The sequence below is a fragment of the Bacillus sp. FJAT-28004 genome (assembly GCF_001280845.1).
Classification (GTDB): Bacteria; Bacillota; Bacilli; order Paenibacillales; family Paenibacillaceae; genus Pristimantibacillus.
On record NZ_LGHP01000001.1, the window covers coordinates 1,727,002 to 1,743,870 of the forward strand.

16 protein-coding genes are annotated in these 16,869 nt (G+C 43.3%); 12 read left to right on the forward strand and 4 right to left on the reverse strand.

The window, feature by feature from the left end; translation table 11 throughout:
* Positions 1-14: 14 nt before the first annotated feature.
* Positions 15-470, reverse strand: coding sequence for a prepilin-type N-terminal cleavage/methylation domain-containing protein (locus AC787_RS07105; RefSeq protein ID WP_054024138.1), 456 nt, complete (start codon positions 468-470; stop codon positions 15-17).
* Between the two features lie 73 nt (positions 471-543).
* On the opposite strand from AC787_RS07105, the gene AC787_RS07110 reads away from it, so the two are divergent.
* The 11 genes from AC787_RS07110 to AC787_RS07160 all read left to right on the forward strand — a co-directional run bounded on the left by AC787_RS07110 (position 544) and on the right by AC787_RS07160 (position 13,142).
* A complete protein-coding gene (locus AC787_RS07110; RefSeq protein ID WP_054024139.1) occupies positions 544-2,499 on the forward strand; it encodes a hypothetical protein in 1,956 nt (651 codons plus the stop codon).
* 33 nt (positions 2,500-2,532) lie between these two features.
* Entirely contained in the window at positions 2,533-3,576 is a 1,044-nt protein-coding gene (gene pilM, locus AC787_RS07115; RefSeq protein WP_054024140.1) for a type IV pilus biogenesis protein PilM, read from the forward strand.
* Positions 3,573-4,175 (forward strand): hypothetical protein, encoded by a 603-nt coding sequence (locus tag AC787_RS07120; protein WP_054024141.1) that lies wholly within the window; start codon positions 3,573-3,575, stop codon positions 4,173-4,175. Before pilM ends, AC787_RS07120 begins: the two co-directional genes overlap by 4 nt.
* 2 nt (positions 4,176-4,177) lie before the next feature.
* Positions 4,178-4,867 (forward strand): hypothetical protein, encoded by a 690-nt coding sequence (locus AC787_RS07125; RefSeq protein ID WP_054024142.1) that lies wholly within the window; start codon positions 4,178-4,180, stop codon positions 4,865-4,867.
* A gap of 210 nt (positions 4,868-5,077) precedes the next feature.
* Positions 5,078-6,148: a uroporphyrinogen decarboxylase gene (gene hemE / locus AC787_RS07130; protein ID WP_054024143.1), complete on the forward strand. Its 1,071-nt coding sequence runs from the start codon at positions 5,078-5,080 to the stop codon at positions 6,146-6,148.
* Positions 6,141-7,094, forward strand: a complete 954-nt coding sequence (hemH, locus tag AC787_RS07135) for a ferrochelatase (protein WP_054024144.1) — start codon at positions 6,141-6,143, stop codon at positions 7,092-7,094. Before hemE ends, hemH begins: the two co-directional genes overlap by 8 nt.
* Before the next feature lie 5 nt (positions 7,095-7,099).
* Positions 7,100-8,566, forward strand: coding sequence for a protoporphyrinogen oxidase (gene hemG / locus AC787_RS07140; protein WP_054026950.1), 1,467 nt, complete (start codon positions 7,100-7,102; stop codon positions 8,564-8,566).
* 100 nt (positions 8,567-8,666) lie between these two features.
* Positions 8,667-9,956, forward strand: a complete 1,290-nt coding sequence (locus AC787_RS07145; protein ID WP_054024145.1) for a CapA family protein — start codon at positions 8,667-8,669, stop codon at positions 9,954-9,956.
* Positions 9,957-9,980: 24 nt separating this feature from the next.
* Entirely contained in the window at positions 9,981-10,718 is a 738-nt protein-coding gene (locus tag AC787_RS07150) for a glycerophosphodiester phosphodiesterase (protein ID WP_054024146.1), read from the forward strand.
* A gap of 51 nt (positions 10,719-10,769) precedes the next feature.
* Entirely contained in the window at positions 10,770-11,636 is an 867-nt protein-coding gene (locus AC787_RS07155) for a DUF92 domain-containing protein (protein ID WP_054024147.1), read from the forward strand.
* A gap of 1,020 nt (positions 11,637-12,656) precedes the next feature.
* Positions 12,657-13,142, forward strand: a complete 486-nt coding sequence (locus AC787_RS07160; RefSeq protein ID WP_054024148.1) for a DinB family protein — start codon at positions 12,657-12,659, stop codon at positions 13,140-13,142.
* Between the two features lie 301 nt (positions 13,143-13,443).
* Here AC787_RS07160 and pepF read toward each other — a convergent pair whose 3' ends face one another.
* The 3 genes from pepF to AC787_RS07175 all read right to left on the reverse strand — a co-directional run bounded on the left by pepF (position 13,444) and on the right by AC787_RS07175 (position 15,977).
* Entirely contained in the window at positions 13,444-15,234 is a 1,791-nt protein-coding gene (gene pepF / locus AC787_RS07165) for an oligoendopeptidase F (protein ID WP_054026951.1), read from the reverse strand.
* A gap of 194 nt (positions 15,235-15,428) precedes the next feature.
* The gene (locus tag AC787_RS07170) at positions 15,429-15,611 is read right to left on the reverse strand and encodes a hypothetical protein (RefSeq protein ID WP_054024149.1); all 183 of its coding nucleotides are present in this window, start codon (positions 15,609-15,611) and stop codon (positions 15,429-15,431) included.
* A gap of 132 nt (positions 15,612-15,743) precedes the next feature.
* Positions 15,744-15,977 (reverse strand): hypothetical protein, encoded by a 234-nt coding sequence (locus tag AC787_RS07175; protein ID WP_054024150.1) that lies wholly within the window; start codon positions 15,975-15,977, stop codon positions 15,744-15,746.
* A gap of 145 nt (positions 15,978-16,122) precedes the next feature.
* Here AC787_RS07175 and AC787_RS07180 point away from each other — a divergent pair, with 145 nt between their 5' ends.
* Positions 16,123-16,824: a methyltransferase domain-containing protein gene (locus AC787_RS07180; protein ID WP_152970596.1), complete on the forward strand. Its 702-nt coding sequence runs from the start codon at positions 16,123-16,125 to the stop codon at positions 16,822-16,824.
* Positions 16,825-16,869 lie beyond the last annotated feature (45 nt).

Consider the following 16,869-nt stretch of genomic DNA (forward strand, 5'->3'; position numbering starts at 1 on the left):
CACCTCAATCGATATTATTGGTATTCAACATACGCTTCTAATTCGAATTTTTTGGAAGAAGAGACCTCAATACAATTGACAGTAACTCGGCGGAAAATGGAGTCTAAATCGGATATTGCTGTATCTGTAAGAGATACCGTTCCTAACGATGCTGTATATGATTGAATCTGCAGTTCATACCGCCGATCAGCAGCATCCGGATAATAAATGGTGGTTGATGAAAGATTGCGCAGATTTTCTAGTGAAATCGCTTGTCCATACACAGAAGTTTGTACAACGTTCGTTCTTAGTTTGTTTTTGATTTCTTCCATAACATTTCTAGCAACAACAACAGCTTCATCTGATTTTTCATTTGACTTGGTATCTAATGTGGTTTGCTGCAAAATGAATGTGATGCCTAGAACTGCGATGCCTAATAAGACGATGGAGCCCAAAACTTCTATTAATGTTAGTCCTTTTTGATTGCGCATCGGGCAGCTCCCTTATAGTTAAGTAGTCGGATCGATTTACTCATAGAATAATATGTTCAAGGGGGAAAAGGCAATGATTAAATCTTTTCAGTCTGAAAAAGGCGGAACGTTAATGCTTGTTTTTGGATTCATAGTTATGATTTCCATTGTAATAGCTTCGCTTGCTATGAGTACGAGTATCGGATTGCTGCAAGCCAAAACAAACGCAAATTCAGAGAAGTCTTTCACGGATGCTCATTCAGGTATGACCGTGTTCGCTAGAATGTATGAGGATATGAAACAGATTGATGAAACGAACAATACTTTGCTAAACATCAATCGTTTGGTTAAGATTGTCAATGGAATGGACCAATTAAACGTTCAAGCGGAAATTGTGAATGACAGCCATAATAAGCCGATTGCTGTAGTCTTTAAAGCAAATTACGGAAACGGAAATCAGGTTCGTGCAAGCAAACTAAAGTATAATTTAGTTCCGCTTCATGTACCTACCGCTCCTCCGATCGTCGTTGTACCAACTCCAACTCCAGGTCCTACACCATCACCAACCCCGCCGGTCCCTTCAACTGGCAATAAGGTGATTATGAAAAATAGTAACAATACAACAGATAATAAGGATAATAAAAACAATAAAATTTTTGCAGCATGCTACATATTACCTGCAACGGGACAAGCGCTGCCGACGTCGCATATTTTAAATGAATATACGGATGCTCAGTTTCAAGCTTGGTTTGCTCCAACAGCAGATTATTATATCAATCATTCTTCAAATGTCATTTCTGACGCATTCCAGAATGTATTCACGGATAATCGATTCAGTGACGTCGCAGCATTGGACAATAACGTCACATCAAGTGAACTTTATAAAAAACAATCAGGACCAGCGATTGTTAATGCGGGAACTATTAATATCGGCGAAGTGAAAAACTCTACAATTACAAATGATATTGTCATTAATTCCAATAGTGACGGAAATTCTATTGAGGCAACTGGAAATTTGTATTTCAAGGATATCGTTGATGCAAAAGTTCAATTTGACGGAGACGTTCGTGTCGGAGGGAATTTGACATTTAAACAAATCAATAAATTGAGTTCGATTACTTTCAAGAAAAATGTTCTTGTTAAAGGGAATGTAGTCATAGGAGAAGGAGGAACGAATGACACGATCATTATCGATGGCGACTTGATCGTGGGCGGGAATTTAGTTGTAAAAAATTCACTGAACAACCTCATTGTCACAGGAGACATTATTGTGAATGGGGACGTCGAATATAATAACACCGTGCTAAGATGGCATGTCAACGGTGGTATGGTTGTAAAGGGAAGTATAAAAGCAACGAACGGAATTACGAGCTTTGATGTGAAAAAGGATGTTGTTGTTCAAGGCGGGATGCTCTTCACCAATCCTGTTGCAGAGTCAAGAGATGGTGTGGCAGGATTGTTCTTATTTGGGGGATCCTTGAAAGTGAAAGGACTCCTTCAAATCAAAAATACAGTTTATGGCTTTGTCGTCGCAGGAGATGTAATTGTAAATCAAAACTTAATCTTTAATGATGTCATTAAGAAAAATTTTCAAGTGGGCGGCTCTTTTCATATAAAAGGGAATCTGCTACTAGAAAATACAGTTTTTGATTTTAATGTTCTTGGCAACGTGGTTGTGGAAGGAGATTTTACTGTTAATAGCACTATCGAGAAAGCATTCAATATTAAAGGCTCATTAGTATCAAAGGGAAATATAGTTTTTAAAAATACTATACAATCTGATGCGGTAATAAAGATTGGTGAAAATCTAATTTCAAAAACTGATTTAACCTTCGGTAATTGGACACTGAATGGGAGCCTTGATGTTGGTGGTATGCTTTTAGTATTTGAGAATGCTACCTTCCAGAATTTGAAGAAGGACTGGAATAGCAATCAAACCAAAGGTTTTTACGTAGGTGGTACTACGAATTTTAATACGGAGTATGCAACCCCCTCATATCTAGAGGGTCTTGATAAAGGATATACACAAGAACGTATTTGCATTAAGTAACTACATTTTACACTGCTGCGAGGGGGATGAGAGATGAATCAGTCTGTACTTAGAAAACTAGCTAATGGTCATCAAACCCTTGGTATTGAAATTACAGACAGCCATGTTAAGGTTTGTGAGATTCAACAAAAGGGCAAGAAGGCTGTTCAATTAATGAACTACTCCTCAAGAGAGCTGCCAGTGGGTGTTGTAGACGATGGAATGGTCGTTGATAAGGAAAAGCTGCAAGCTGTATTGAAAATAGTGTTGGACTCAAGACGCTTTGGAAGTCGATACGTTCATTTCGCCATTCCTAGTCAACGAGTGATGGTAAGAAGTCTCAAGCTGCCTGATATCGTAAATGTTGAGCTTAAGAAGCTTATACAGTTCGAAGTGAAAAATAACTTGAGTATGGCATTTGACGATCCTTATTACGATTTCATCAAGCTGCCGAAGGCAGTTAACTCTCAGGCAGAGCTTCCATCGGATGAAGCGAATTTGTGCGAGGTATTGGTGGTTGCTGCTCCAACGAGCATACTACAGGACTACGTGGATGTCTTTGAGCAACTGAAATTAATTCCTTGCAGCATTGAGATTAAGTCATTCTCTCTACTGCGGCTAGTAGAATGGGGACATATCGAAGCTGAAGGGATTAATATCATCGTTAATGTAAATGAGCTAAACAGTGAGATAACTATTATTGAAGATGGACATTTCAAAATTACTCGTAATGTTGAGGTATCCTTCAAATCACTAGTTACAGAAAACAATGTTGAACAAAATATTTGGCTGGATAACTACTCAAACCCTGAGCAATTTTTCATGAATGCTGCACAGGATTTAATATCAGAGCTGGAGCGGTTAATGAATTTTTATTACTACAATATCAATAAGAGTGAACGTACATTCAGCCGAGTACTAGTCTCAGGTGATATTTTACAACTAGATAAGCTAGCTTCTTTAATGGAAGATAGTCTAACCCCGCCTGTAGAGTTGCTAAATTTGGATCTAATATCTGAAGCAGGAAACGATAACAGCTGGAGCGTTCCAATGTATGCCGTGCCGCTTGGTTTAGCTTTGAGGGGGAAGGAAACATGAAATCTATAAACTTACTGCCTGCTAAGCAAAAATCAAACTCCAAAAACCCCAAGCTGCTGCCGCTGATGCTGTTATTAATGATTATTTTGTTAGGCGCTCAATTTTTCTATACGAAGACTTGGCAAGCGGAAGCTAGAGGACATCAACAGGATAGCTTACGATCGGAGCAGGAAGCCGACAATATTCGTAATAATGGCGATTTGAAGGTGAAGGTGGATGGATATAAACAAGCTGAGCAAATGATTGCCCAATTAGAGCTTAATCGTACGGAATGGAAGTCTTATTTGGCAGCAATAATTGGGAATTTGCCGTTAACAACAAAAATAGTGACGATTTCCGCTAGTGATGATCTGAAAATAAGTATGGAACTCGATTTCGAGAAGGCTTCTGAGGTAATTCAATATATGAAGGACTTAGAAGATAATGATAAGCTTCAAGGCGTTGTATTATCTTCTTTCTATAAGAAAGCGGACGAGCAAACGTCTGCTGAAGCTGTTTCTTCTGGTACAAATGGCGAAACGGTCATAGAAACGAAAAGAAAAGAAGTGTATAAGCTAACGTTAGTCATTGAGCTAAACAAGGATAAAGGAGCTCAATAAACATGGAGATCAAATTAAAAGTTGCCAAGCCGTCGCTTACTAAATTTCAGATCTATATTATAATTGGGATAGCTATATTAATAATGGTGAACGCAGTATCTTTATTTGTTTATCTATTACCTGAGCTAGAGAACTTGAGTCAGACTAAACAAGTGTCAGAACAGAAAAAACTGATGCTGCAAAGTGTAAGAAACGAATTCTCTGATGAGAAAATATCAAAAAAAGAAATAGAACAATTAACGAGCCGTGTACCTGTAAAGAGAGCTGATTCCGATAACCTTATTTTTTTCAATGAGTTAGCGTTGCTCTCTATGGCACCTCTAGCTTATGTAAAGCAATCGAATGAGGATGAAAATAATCCACAAACCTCTGAGACTGCTGTGCCCAATCTAAATATCATTACTAATAACCTCGAAGTGGTTGTCATTGGCCATCTTCCTAGTTTATTGCTCTATATCGACAATATGCAGAAGCATGAACGGTTGTTTACATTACAAAAATGGAATTTGACGGAATTAACTAAAGAATCCATTAATAAGGATTATCCTGATTTATATTCGCATCCTTTTATTACGAAAGATAAAGCGATTCTTTCCTTGCGAATGAATATTCAAACGTACATATTCCCTCAATATGCAGACGTTTTCCGTAAAGTCAGTGATACGAAGAAAACTCAGGAGCAATCAACCTAATTCTAGAGAATGTCATAAGTACAAGATGGCTTTTTAGTTAGAGTGTTACAGCTCTTATTAATGAAGCCATCTTTTTTCATAGGTCCTTCATGCAAGCTGCAGCTGATTGTCATACTATTGTCATAGGAAGTGGAGTGCCAGCGGTTGTTAGGTTTGCGGAAAAAGGGCATAATGGAAGCATAGGAAAATACATAGAAATGGGGAACGGGAATGTCTTATAACGACCGTTTCATACGGGCTTGCCTGAAGGAACAAGTAGACCAAATACCTGTATGGTACATGCGACAGGCGGGAAGATATGATCCTGATTATCGCAAAATAAAAGAGAAGTATTCGTTGCTTGAAATATGCAAACAGCCAGAGCTTGCAGCTGAAGTAACAATGATGCCGATTCGCAAGCTGGGTGTTGATGCAGCTATTTTGTATTCAGACATTATGAATCCAGTAGCATCTATCGGAATTGATTTTGATATCGTTGCTAACATTGGCCCTGTAATCGCGAATCCGATCCGTTCGGCGGCTGACGTTGAGCGCTTGAAGCCGATCGATGTGGAAGGCGATCTAGGCCATGTCATTGAAACGATCCGTATACTAGACCGCGAGCTAGAAGTACCGCTTATTACGTTCGCTGGTGCACCATTCACTATCGCGAGCTATTTAATTGAAGGAAGACCTTCCAAAAACTATTTGCGTACGAAAGAAATGATGTACAGTGAGCCGGAGCTATGGCATGAATTGATGCGCAAGCTTGGCGACATGGTCATTACTTATTTGCGCGCGCATATCGCTGCAGGCGGTAAAGCTTTTCAATTGTTTGACAGCTGGGTAGGAGCGTTGACACCAGCAGATTTCCGGAAATTCGTATTGCCGACTATCGAACGTATTTTCTCAGAGCTGTCGGACTTGCCGCAGCCGAAAATATATTTCCCAGGCGTAAGCTCAGGGGAGCTGCTTCCGGAACTGTTAAATGTAAAAACAGATGTCATCGGTTTGGATTGGCGGATTTCGATTGCAGAAGGTCGTCGTAGACTGGAACAAGGTTTTGCGGTGCAAGGTAATCTAGATCCTACAATTCTCACAGCGCCAATTAGCGTGATTGAGTCCTATGCGAAAGAAATCATTGATAGTGGAATAGAAGAGCCAGGCTTTATTTTCAACCTTGGCCACGGTTTGTTCCCTGAAGCATCTCTCGAGAAGCTGGCTCAGTTAACTGCATTCGTACAATCGTATTCCAAAAAGGCGATCGCTGCACGCAGCCATAAGGAGACTAGTCATGTCTGAGCATAAAGCGAAACAAATAGGCGTTCTTGTAATGTCCTACGGAACGCCGGAGTCGATGGATGATGTCGAAACTTATTATACGCATATACGCCGCGGCAATGCGCCAACACCTGAGCTGCTTGCCGAGCTGAAGGGTCGTTATGAAGCGATCGTAGGCGGTGTTTTCCCGCTGCGGGAAAATACTAACGGTCAGGTAGCCGGTTTGCAGGATAAACTAGAGCAGCTCGCACCTCATTCGTTCACATGTTATCAGGGCTTGAAGCACGCAAAGCCGTATATTGAAGACGGTGTTGAGCAAATGGCGAAGGACGGCATTACCCAAGCGGTAGGAATCGTGCTTGCGCCACATTTCTCGACGATGAGTGTAGGCAGCTATATTAAGCGTGCGGAGGAAAAGGCGAAAGAGCTAGGTATCGCGATGACTTTCGTAAAGCAATATCATATGCATCCGAAGCTGCTAAAAGCGCTTACTGATCGGGTTGTCGCTGGATTAGAACGCTTGGCCACTGCTACGGATGGCGAAGAAAATGTGAAAGTACTATTTAGCGCACATAGCTTGCCTGAAAAAATTCGTGAGCTAGGTGATCCATATGAGCAGCAGCTGCTTGAAACTTCCGCAGCGGTTGCGAAAGCAGCAAATGTGAAGGATTGGCAGTTTACTTGGCAAAGCGCAGGCCGGACGAGAGATCCTTGGCTCGGACCTGATATTTTGGAAACATTGCCTGTACTAGCAGAAGAGGGCGTTAAAGCTGTGCTTGTTGCACCAGTTGGCTTCGTCTCGGATCATTTGGAAGTGTTGTACGATCTTGATATCGAAGCACAAGCTGCTGCGAAAGAACTGAATATGACTTTGGATAGAATTGCGATGCTGAATCGTGATCCTTTATATATGGAAACATTGGCAGAATCGGTCATCGAGGCTTTGGACAGTCAAGGGAAGGAATGAATGAGATGCGGAGAATCGGAAAACCTGATCGAATTGTCATTATTGGCGGAGGGATCAGCGGACTGAGCTCCGCTTTTTATTTGCAGCGGGAAGCGGAGCGGCAAGGCAGAGAGCTTGAAATGACCATTGTAGATGGGGCTCCTGCCTTAGGCGGAAAAATTAATACGCTGCAGCGTGACGGGTTCGTCATCGAGAAAGGACCGGATTCATTTTTGGCGCGCAAGCTTGCTATTATTGACCTTGCGGAGGAGCTTGGCCTAGCGGACGAGCTTACAACAACAAATCCGGGAGCGAAAAAAACATATATTTTGCATCAGAGAAAGCTGTTTCCGATGCCGGCGGGCCTGGTGCTGGGGGTACCGACCGAAATTGGACCTTTCGTGAAAACAGGCTTGCTGTCATGGGGCGGTAAACTGCGGGCATTAATGGATCTGGTGATTCCAGTACGCAAGGAGCAAAGCGATGAATCGCTTGGTGGATTTCTGGAGCGTAGAGTGGGTAATCAAGTCATGCGGCGCATTGCGGAGCCGCTGCTCGCAGGCATTTATGCAGGTGACTTGAAGAAGCTAAGTCTACAAGCGACCTTTCCGCAATTTGCAGCGTCAGAGCGCAAACATGGCAGCCTTATTCGCGGCATGCAGCATAACCGTAAAGTAAGTGCTGCTGCAGGAGCACTTCCGGCTGTGGCAAAGGGTGGAACTTTTTTGACGTTTAAGGGTGGTTTGTCTACGCTCGTTGATGCACTTGATAAGTCTTTGAGCAAGTTGCAGAGACGACTTGGTACGAAGGTTTTGGAAATTAAACGTTGTGCGGATCAAGCACCGGGTAGCGATCAAGAGGTTTCAATTGAGGCAGAGGGAGCTCGTTATGAGGTTGTCCTCGATAGCGGTGAGAGGCTGTGGGCTGATCAAATCGTGATGACAGCACCTGCATATAATGCGGTAGAGCTGCTAGCGCCTTTGACGGAAGTTAGCGAGCTGCGGTTGATTAATTATGTTTCAGTTGCGAACGTAGTGCTGGCGTTTGATAAAGCAACGTTTGGGCTGAATTTTGACGGATCAGGATTCGTTGTGCCTCGCTCGGAAGGCTTGCAAATTACGGCCTGCACATGGACGTCAAATAAATGGCTGCATTCGAGTCCTGATGATAAGGTGCTCCTGCGCTGCTATGTGGGACGATCGGGTTATGAAGAAAGCGTCAAACTTCCGGATGCGGAGCTTATTAAGGTTGTACGGCGAGATATTGAAGAGACGATGGGCATAAAGGCAAATCCGTTGTTTGTTGAGATTACGAGGTTGCCTCGCTCAATGCCGCAATATCCCGTAGGGCATGTTGATAATATGAAGCAGCTTCGAGATCGCTTCGAACGGGAGCTGCCAGGCGTCTGGATAACGGGTGCAGCATTCGATGGGGTAGGTCTTCCGGACTGCATCAGACAGGGCAAGGAAGCTGCTAAGGAACTATTAAAGTAAGTTAACAATAATAGTTCTCCCCGCGAAGATGGATCATTGCTATAATGGAAGAGTCTAACTTTTCATGGACTTTTAATCTATTAAAGAGGAGCCATCTTCCATGCACGTATCACGTTCCGAAACGCATCAGCAGGACAAGTTTAAACGTAAAAAGAGGCTTCGAAGACTATTAATCGTTAATTTCTCGCTGCTAGGCATCATTATAGTCGTGTTCGGAGTCTGGCTTGCTGCTGAAAATTCAGATAAACTAAAGGGTTTGTTGAGTTTCGCAAACGGTGAGAATAAAGGACAAAATCAAGCTGTTAACACTGGTAATGAAGGTTCAGGAAAAGAGCCGGATTTTACGGAAGATGTAGATTTGTCAGGGAAAGAAACAGGGTCTAATCTTCCTGATGAAGAAGATAATTCTGCTGTATTGGAGCCTGACGCAGCAGGCAATGAGGAAGAGAAAATTAGCCTTTCCTTTGTAGGAGATTTGTTGGTTTCTGATTATGTGAGTGCAATTACTGCGCGTGAGGGCTATGACTATCTCTATCAACCTTCTATGCTTTACTTAAGCGAACCGGATCTGACGGCTGGAAATTTAGAATTTCCAGTAACGGAGCGGGGAACCCCGGTAGAGGGAACACCTTATGTGTTTAAAGGTTCGCCGGACGTGCTTCCATCGATACGCAATGCAGGCTTTGATGTTATGAGCCTAGCGAATAATCATGCGCTTGATCAAGGCGTTGAGGGTATGCTCGACACCATGAAATATTTGGATGAAGCGGGCTTGTCGCATATGGGTGCGGGGAATAATGATAAAGAGGCGTTTACCCCAGTTATCAAAGAGGTTCGAGGTATTAAAGTAGCGTATATTGGCCTGAGCAGAGTGGTGCCGTTCTCTTCATGGAAAGCGGATAAAAATGTACCAGGATTAGCAGAAACCTACGATACAAGGCGCGCGACAGAAGCGATTGCGAAAGCAAAGAAGGAAGCAGACATCGTAGTTGTGATGGTGCACTGGGGCAAAGAACGAGTGGATCAGCCAGAGCCTTATCAGAAGGATTTTGGCAAACAATATATCGATGCTGGAGCGGATCTTGTGATCGGGAGTCATCCACATGTGATGCAAGGCTTTGAAATGTATAAAGGCAAATGGATTGCATACAGTTTAGGAAACTTTATTTTTACCTCATATCCTAAGGAGACAGCGGGCGAGACAGGTGTACTTGACGCTATATGCTCAAAAAACGGGGATTGTGAGATGACGTTTCATCCGATGTTTACAGTCAATGCGCAGCCGACTCCATTAGAGGGAGAAAAAGCAAAAGCGTTACTCGATCGGCTGACGTCGGTCTCCTTTGGCGTAAAGCTGAATGAGGATGGACGAATTACACCAGTACAATGAGCCGAGTGAGAGGATGATCGTTTAATGAAAAATCCGTGCGTAGCGCACCGAGGCTGGTCTAGCCGCGCGCCGGAAAATACGATGGCAGCAATACGATTGGCGCTCGCTGATCCAGATATCGAATGGATTGAAATTGATGTTCATCTTTCAAAGGATCATGTACCGATGGTAATCCATGATTATACGTTGCGTAGAACGACGGATGGAAAAGGCGATGTGAAAAAAAAGACGGCTGCTGAGCTCGCTGAGCTGGACGCGGGAAATTGGTTTTCACAAAAGTATCAAGGAGAGCAAATTCCGACTCTTGCTCAGGTGCTTAAAGAAGCTGTCGGCCACTGTAAGCTTAACATTGAATTGAAGACGGATGGTATCCGTTATCCGTTGATCGAGCAGAAGGTGCTCGATTGTATACAGGCTTATCAAGCGGAGAATGAAGTGGTCATCACTTCCTTCCATGAAGGAACATTATATCGAATGAAGCGGCTTTCCAGCCAAATTCGCACGGGTCTTATTATAGATGGCTGGCGCAATTCGCTGCCGAAGGAGCTAATGGAGCTCGGCGCTGATTTTTTATCGATCAGCTATTCCAAGTTGAACAAGGAAAGAGTCGAGCTTTTGAAAAATGCAGGCATTCAAATTATGGCTTGGACGATCAATGAGAAACGTGCGATTCGTAAAATTGCTGCACTTGATCCGGAATTATTAATATGCACAAATTACCCAGAACGCTGGCATGAGCTGCGGGCTGAGAACAATGAATAAGGAATCAAGTTTTTATTTCGGTTCTTGCATAAGCAGGAGGTCGCTCACTAGATGGTAGGATGGATAGATGAATGGTGGTTGCGTCTCATTATCGGTTTAGTAGGAAGCTGCTTTATTGCCGCAGCAGCCTATCACGTTCGTTCGTTGTCTGCATCAGGCGCATGCTCTGCGATCATAATGGGAACAGGTTTCGTAACACTTGGGGAACCCGTCTGGTTCGGATTATTGATTGGTTTTTTTGTTTCTTCGAGTGTATGGTCCAAGTGGAAGAGAAAGCACCGAGCGAAGGAAGCTGCCGAAGCAAAATATGAGAAGACAGGGCGCCGTGATGCTGGGCAAGTGTGGGCAAACGGCGGTGTTGGCCTCCTACTATGCGCTGCTAATGCAATATGGCCAGATCAGGGTTGGCTATTCGCGTACATCGGCGTAATGGCTGCCGTAAACGCGGATACATGGGCCACTGAAATTGGGGCCCTAAGCAAGATAGCGCCGCGATCGGTGACGAGCGGCAAGCTGGTCGCTCCTGGAACGAGCGGCGGTGTCACGCCGCTCGGCAGTGCAGCAGCGCTCGCAGGCGCCGTGTTCATCGGCGCCGTTGCCGTGCTGCTGCTTGCGGCCCCGCAGCCAGCAGAGGCTGCTGCGGGTACGCTTGGCGGCGGAGCCGCAGCGGCGGTATACATCGCCGCAGCGGCCGCCGCCGGCCTGGCCGGTGCCTTCGCCGACTCTTTGCTCGGCGCAACCGGCCAGGCCATGTATCGCTGCCGGGTATGCGGCAGCGAGATCGAGCGCGCCGCGCATTGCGGCAGCGCGGCGGATCAAGTGCGCGGCTTCGCCTGGCTGAATAACGACAGAGTGAACCTTCTGTCGTCGTTGTTCGCAGGCGCGCTAGCATGGGGTATCGGTCATATTTTTCTATGACCGATGCGATTAGCCGATAAAAAAGACTGTTCAGGATGAAGAAATTCACCTGAGCAGTCTTTTTTTCTTTTTTTGCTGCACTGTGAAATAAGTGCAGCAAAAATGTCATTTCACTCGAACAACCGCAAAACCAACCAATAAGCACATATACGCTCTTACAGTGTTAAAAGTACCCCATCTACCTACTTGTAAGAACATATACGTGCTTACAGATTGAAGTCGACGTACGAACAAGCAAATACCCGTGCTATAAGCACACATACGCTCTTACAGTGTTAAAAGTAACCCATCTACCTCTCTGTAAGAACACATACGTGCTTACAGAGTGAAATCGACATACGAACAAGCACATACCCGTGCTATAAGCACACATACGCTCTTAAAGCATTAAAAGTAATCCATCTACCTCTCTGTAAGAACATATACGTGCTTACAGAGTGAAATTGACGCACGAACAAGCAAATACCCGTGCTATAAGCACACATACGCTCTTACAGCGTTAAAAGTAACCAATCTACCTCTCTGTAAGAACATATACGTGCTTACAGTGTGAAATCGACGTACGCACAAGCAAATACTCGTGCTATAAGCACACATACGCTCTTACAGCGTTAAAAGTAACCCATCTATCTCTCTGTAAGAACATATACGTGCTTACAGAGAGGAATCGACGTACGAACAAGCACATACCCGTGCTATAAGCACACATACGCTCTTACAGCGTTAAAAGTAACCCATCTACCTCCCTGTAAGAACAAATACGTGCTTACAGAGTGAAATCGACGCACGAACAAGCTCATACCCGTGCTATAAGCACACATAAGCTCTTACAGCGTTAAAGTAACCAATCTATTTACTTGTAAGCACACATACGTGCTTATAGAGTAAAGTATCCATAAGCCGTAGTCAAAAACCCCGAATGTTACCGGGAATTTATGTTATTGTTATCCTATAATTGTTACTTAAATTTTTAAAAAATATGTAAAAAATAAATCTTTCATTACACAGGGAGGGACTATAGTGGATTACAATTTCAATCGAGAATGGTTAACTATAAAGTTTAAGGAAATCCGAAGAAGAATACTTAAAGCGGTTGATCAACTTGATGATGAACAGCTAAATTGGCAGCCTGATCAATCAAGTCACAGCATTTCGATGTTGATTATTCACATGGATGGCAATATCGAAGAAAGAATCGTTAAAGGTATTTTACGTGAAGATAGCGATAGAAGCCGTGAGAATGAGTTTAAACCTACATACGTTAAGAAGGCAGAGTTACAAACCATCATTCAAGATAGGTTGCAGCTGGTCATCAATACGATTCAAATGATTACGGACGAGACATTGGAACAAACACAAATGGTTAGAAATCGGGAAAGAACGAATCTGGATATGCTGCATCAATGCGCTGCCCATTATTCTGAGCATATGGGACAACTATTCTATATTGCAAAACTATGTTTGAAAGAACAGTATATATCAACTTCAGTGATACGTAAAAAGTAATTCTAATAGAACATCCAAAAGATTTCTTAGCATCGCTAAGGAATCTTTTGGTGAATTCAATTAACAAAAAATGTCCTATGTGAATGCCAAGGAAAGACTAGTCTAGGAATGAATTATCGAAGATTTTGATATGGATGATTTAGATATTATGATTCATGGAATTATTTTGAGACTATTCACAAATTATTTCAAGAATATAATGCTAGCCCCATAATTAATCGATCAATTTCTTCTAAATGAACAACAAAAGACCGTCAAGTGTGAGCTTGACGGTCTTTACATTTTTATTGTTCTGTTTGCGTTACTTCGTTAACTGCTCCATCTGTCCAATAAGCTCTTCGAAGACGCTCATTGCTTGTTCAATTGGCTCAGGTGAAGACATATCGACGCCCGCTTTTTTCAAAATGTTAATCGAGAAGTCTTTGCCGCCGCTTTTTAGGAAGCCAAGGTAACGCTCAACCGCAGGCTCGCCTTCCTCCAAAATTTGCTTGGAGAAGCTGGTTGCAGCAGAGAAGCCAGTTGCATATTTGTACACGTAGAAGCTGTTATAGAAATGGGGGATACGAGCCCATTCTATTTCGATATCCTTATCAACGACCATACCTGTGCCGTAGTATTGAACGTTAAGATCATAATAGATTTTGCTGAGCTCTTGCGGCGTTAGCGAATCGCCTTGCTCTGTACGCTCATGTATGATTTTCTCGAACTCTGCAAACATCGTTTGACGGAATACGGTTGTACGGAACTGATCCGCATAATACGTGAGCAAATACATTTTTTCTTTTGGATCAGTCGATTTGCCGAGGAGATGATCCATCAGCAGCGCTTCATTTAGCGTAGAAGCAACCTCAGCTAGGAAAATCGTATATTGCGCATCGCGGTAGTTCTGATTCGTGTCCGAATAGTGGGAATGCAGTGCATGCCCCATTTCGTGCGTCAAAGTGAACATGCTGTTCAAGTTGTCTTTATGATTGAGCAATACATACGGATGCGTTCCGAATGCGCCCCAGCTGTAAGCACCGCTGCGTTTGCCTTCATTCTCGTAAACATCGATCCAGCCATTATCGAAGCCCTCTTGCAGCACCTTCAAATAATCTTCGCCCAAAGGCTTCAAGCTTTCGCTTACTGTTTTTTTGGCTTCTTCATACGTAATGTCCATCTTGAACTCGTCGACGAGTGGAGCGAACAAGTCGTACATATGCAGCTCATCCAAACCTAGCAGCTTTTTGCGAAGCTCCATATAACGGTGCATCAGCGGAAGATGCTTATGAATGGTGTTGATTAGGTTCGTATATACTTCCTGCGGGATGTTATCTCCATAAAGGGACATATCGAGCACAGAATCATATTTGCGAGCTTTGGCATAAAAGCTGTTTTTTGTAACATTTGCAGTCAATGTAGTAGCAAGTGTGTTTTTAAGCTTGCCATACGTTTCGTACACTGCTTTAAACGCCTCGCGGCGCACATCTTGATTTTTGCTTTCAAGAAACTGTATGTAACTGCCGTGAGTGAGCTCAACCAATTCGCCGTTTTCGTTTTTTACTTTAGGGAATTTGAGGTCTGCATTGTTCAGCATGCTGAAGATCGTACCGGATGCGGAGCTCATGTTGCCTACTTGAGCAAGCAGCGCTTCCTCGTCTTTTGATAAAATGTGTGCTTTCTGGCGACGCATTTCCTCGAGAGTATGGCGGAATATTGCTACAGATTCGTTCGATATCAATTCCTCCAGCTTCTCATCGGATAGACTGAGTACTTCTGGTGTGATGAATGACAACGCTTCGCCTGATTCAACACTTAGTTTTTTGGATTTATCGGACAGAGCCTGGTATGTAGGTTCTGCCGTATCCTCGTGATGCTTCATATTTGCATATACATAAAGCCGTTCAACATGCATCGACAGTTCATCTTCAAGCTCGAAGCAAGCTTTAAGCTGGGCGACATCGGCTAATTTGCCTTGGTATTCAGATATTTTTTTGATTAATCCTTTTGCTTCTGCATATTCCTTGTCCCATGCCGCTTGGCTTGGGAAAATATCCTCTAGCTTCCAGCGGGTCTCAGGTGCGGATTCTGAACGTTTAGGTACGTGATTCATCGAATTCCTCCTTGGTATGGATAAGGTTGGTAAAGCATGCTCGGCATGTGCCGCTGCATCATTAGTAGCGGAAGCACCCGGCACGAGGCTTAAAACAAGCAGCAGGGGAAGCCATTTCATCCAGTTATCACCTCGGGACACAGTTTGTTTCTACTATGTCCGTACGGGATATCGAATATTCAGCAGTCTGCTGGCTAAGTTGTACCCATTGTGAAAAAAGCATATACGATTAGAAAAAACGCAAATGCAATAAATCCAATGGATACAAGTGCAAGACCTCGGCGCATACCAGGGGGCAAGGTATCTCGTTTCATGATAACGATTGCTCCTAGCGCGAAGGCTGCAATAATGAAAATAACTGAAGCGGTAGCATCCATTTGAAGGTAAGTCCTCCTGATTGTAGGCTGGCCTCAAAAGGCAGCATTCTAATTGTACCTATGCACAAATGCGTAACGATATGTTCGCCGCGGCGTGTAAAATATCCTGCTGGTTGGTTAGAAATGTGTTGCTTATACTTCCTTTAATGCACTCATAATGGATGCAAGCTCTTCTTCGCGTCCAACAAAGTCGGCTGCGCGAAACCGGTTCTGTGCCCAATGAAGCATTTCTGGGCGGCTAATAAAAGTATGCGTGTCCTCGCCCCATTGATCAGAAATTTCGCGAACAATAAGTGTTTTGCCTTGAACTTCAACCGTCAACATATTGTATTTGTCGGTCTTGTAAATTTCGTGTTTCTTAAACATTCGTAATTCCACCCTTATAGTAGTTAATTATGGTATTCTTATCATCATAGCCATTATGGCGGCGGTAATCAATACGACACTGCAAGAAGAAGCTATGGCTGTAACGAGAAAAGATGAGATGAGACGAGCTGAGGAGAGTGTAGGAATGAGTAAACAGGGCTATGAACAAATGGGTGTCGCTATGACATGCAGAAGCTACGAAGAGTATTTAAGGATGTTTGATTTGCAGCCGGAGGATCTAGCTACTGGAGAAATTCTCGATGTTGCAGCCGGAGGATCGTCCTTCACGGCAGAAGTAAACGATAGAGGTTTTTCAGCGAAAGCTGTTGATCCACGTTACGGAGCAGGGATTGAGAAATGGATTTCTGAGGCTGCTGAGGAAATTGAGACATCGACAGCTAAAATTGCTAAGATTCAGGAGCTTTTCGACTGGAGCTATTATGGATCGGTTGAGAATCATCGAGCTGGCCGCGAAGCGTCAATTGAACGATTTAAAGCTGATGTATTAAGAAACGAGAATAAACAAATCTATATAGATGGCAAGCTTCCAGAGCTGCCTTTCAAGGATAATCGTTTTTCACTCATTTTGTGCAGTCATTTTATGTTTTTGTATGCGAGCCAATTTGGGCATGAATTTCATTCACAGGCTATTTTAGAGCTGATGCGTATAGGTAAGCCTGGCGGCCAAATTCGAATTTATCCGCTTATTTCACTTAACTGGGAGCCATACACTGAACTCGATAACCTAATTGAGATGATAGCCGCTAACGGAGGACGTGCAGAACTAGGAAACTCAAATCTTCCGTTTATCCCTGGATCTAGTCAATATTTGAAAATTTTACTTTAATTGCTTTTTCAAAATGGGATAGCTATAATAATTTTACTCGCACGT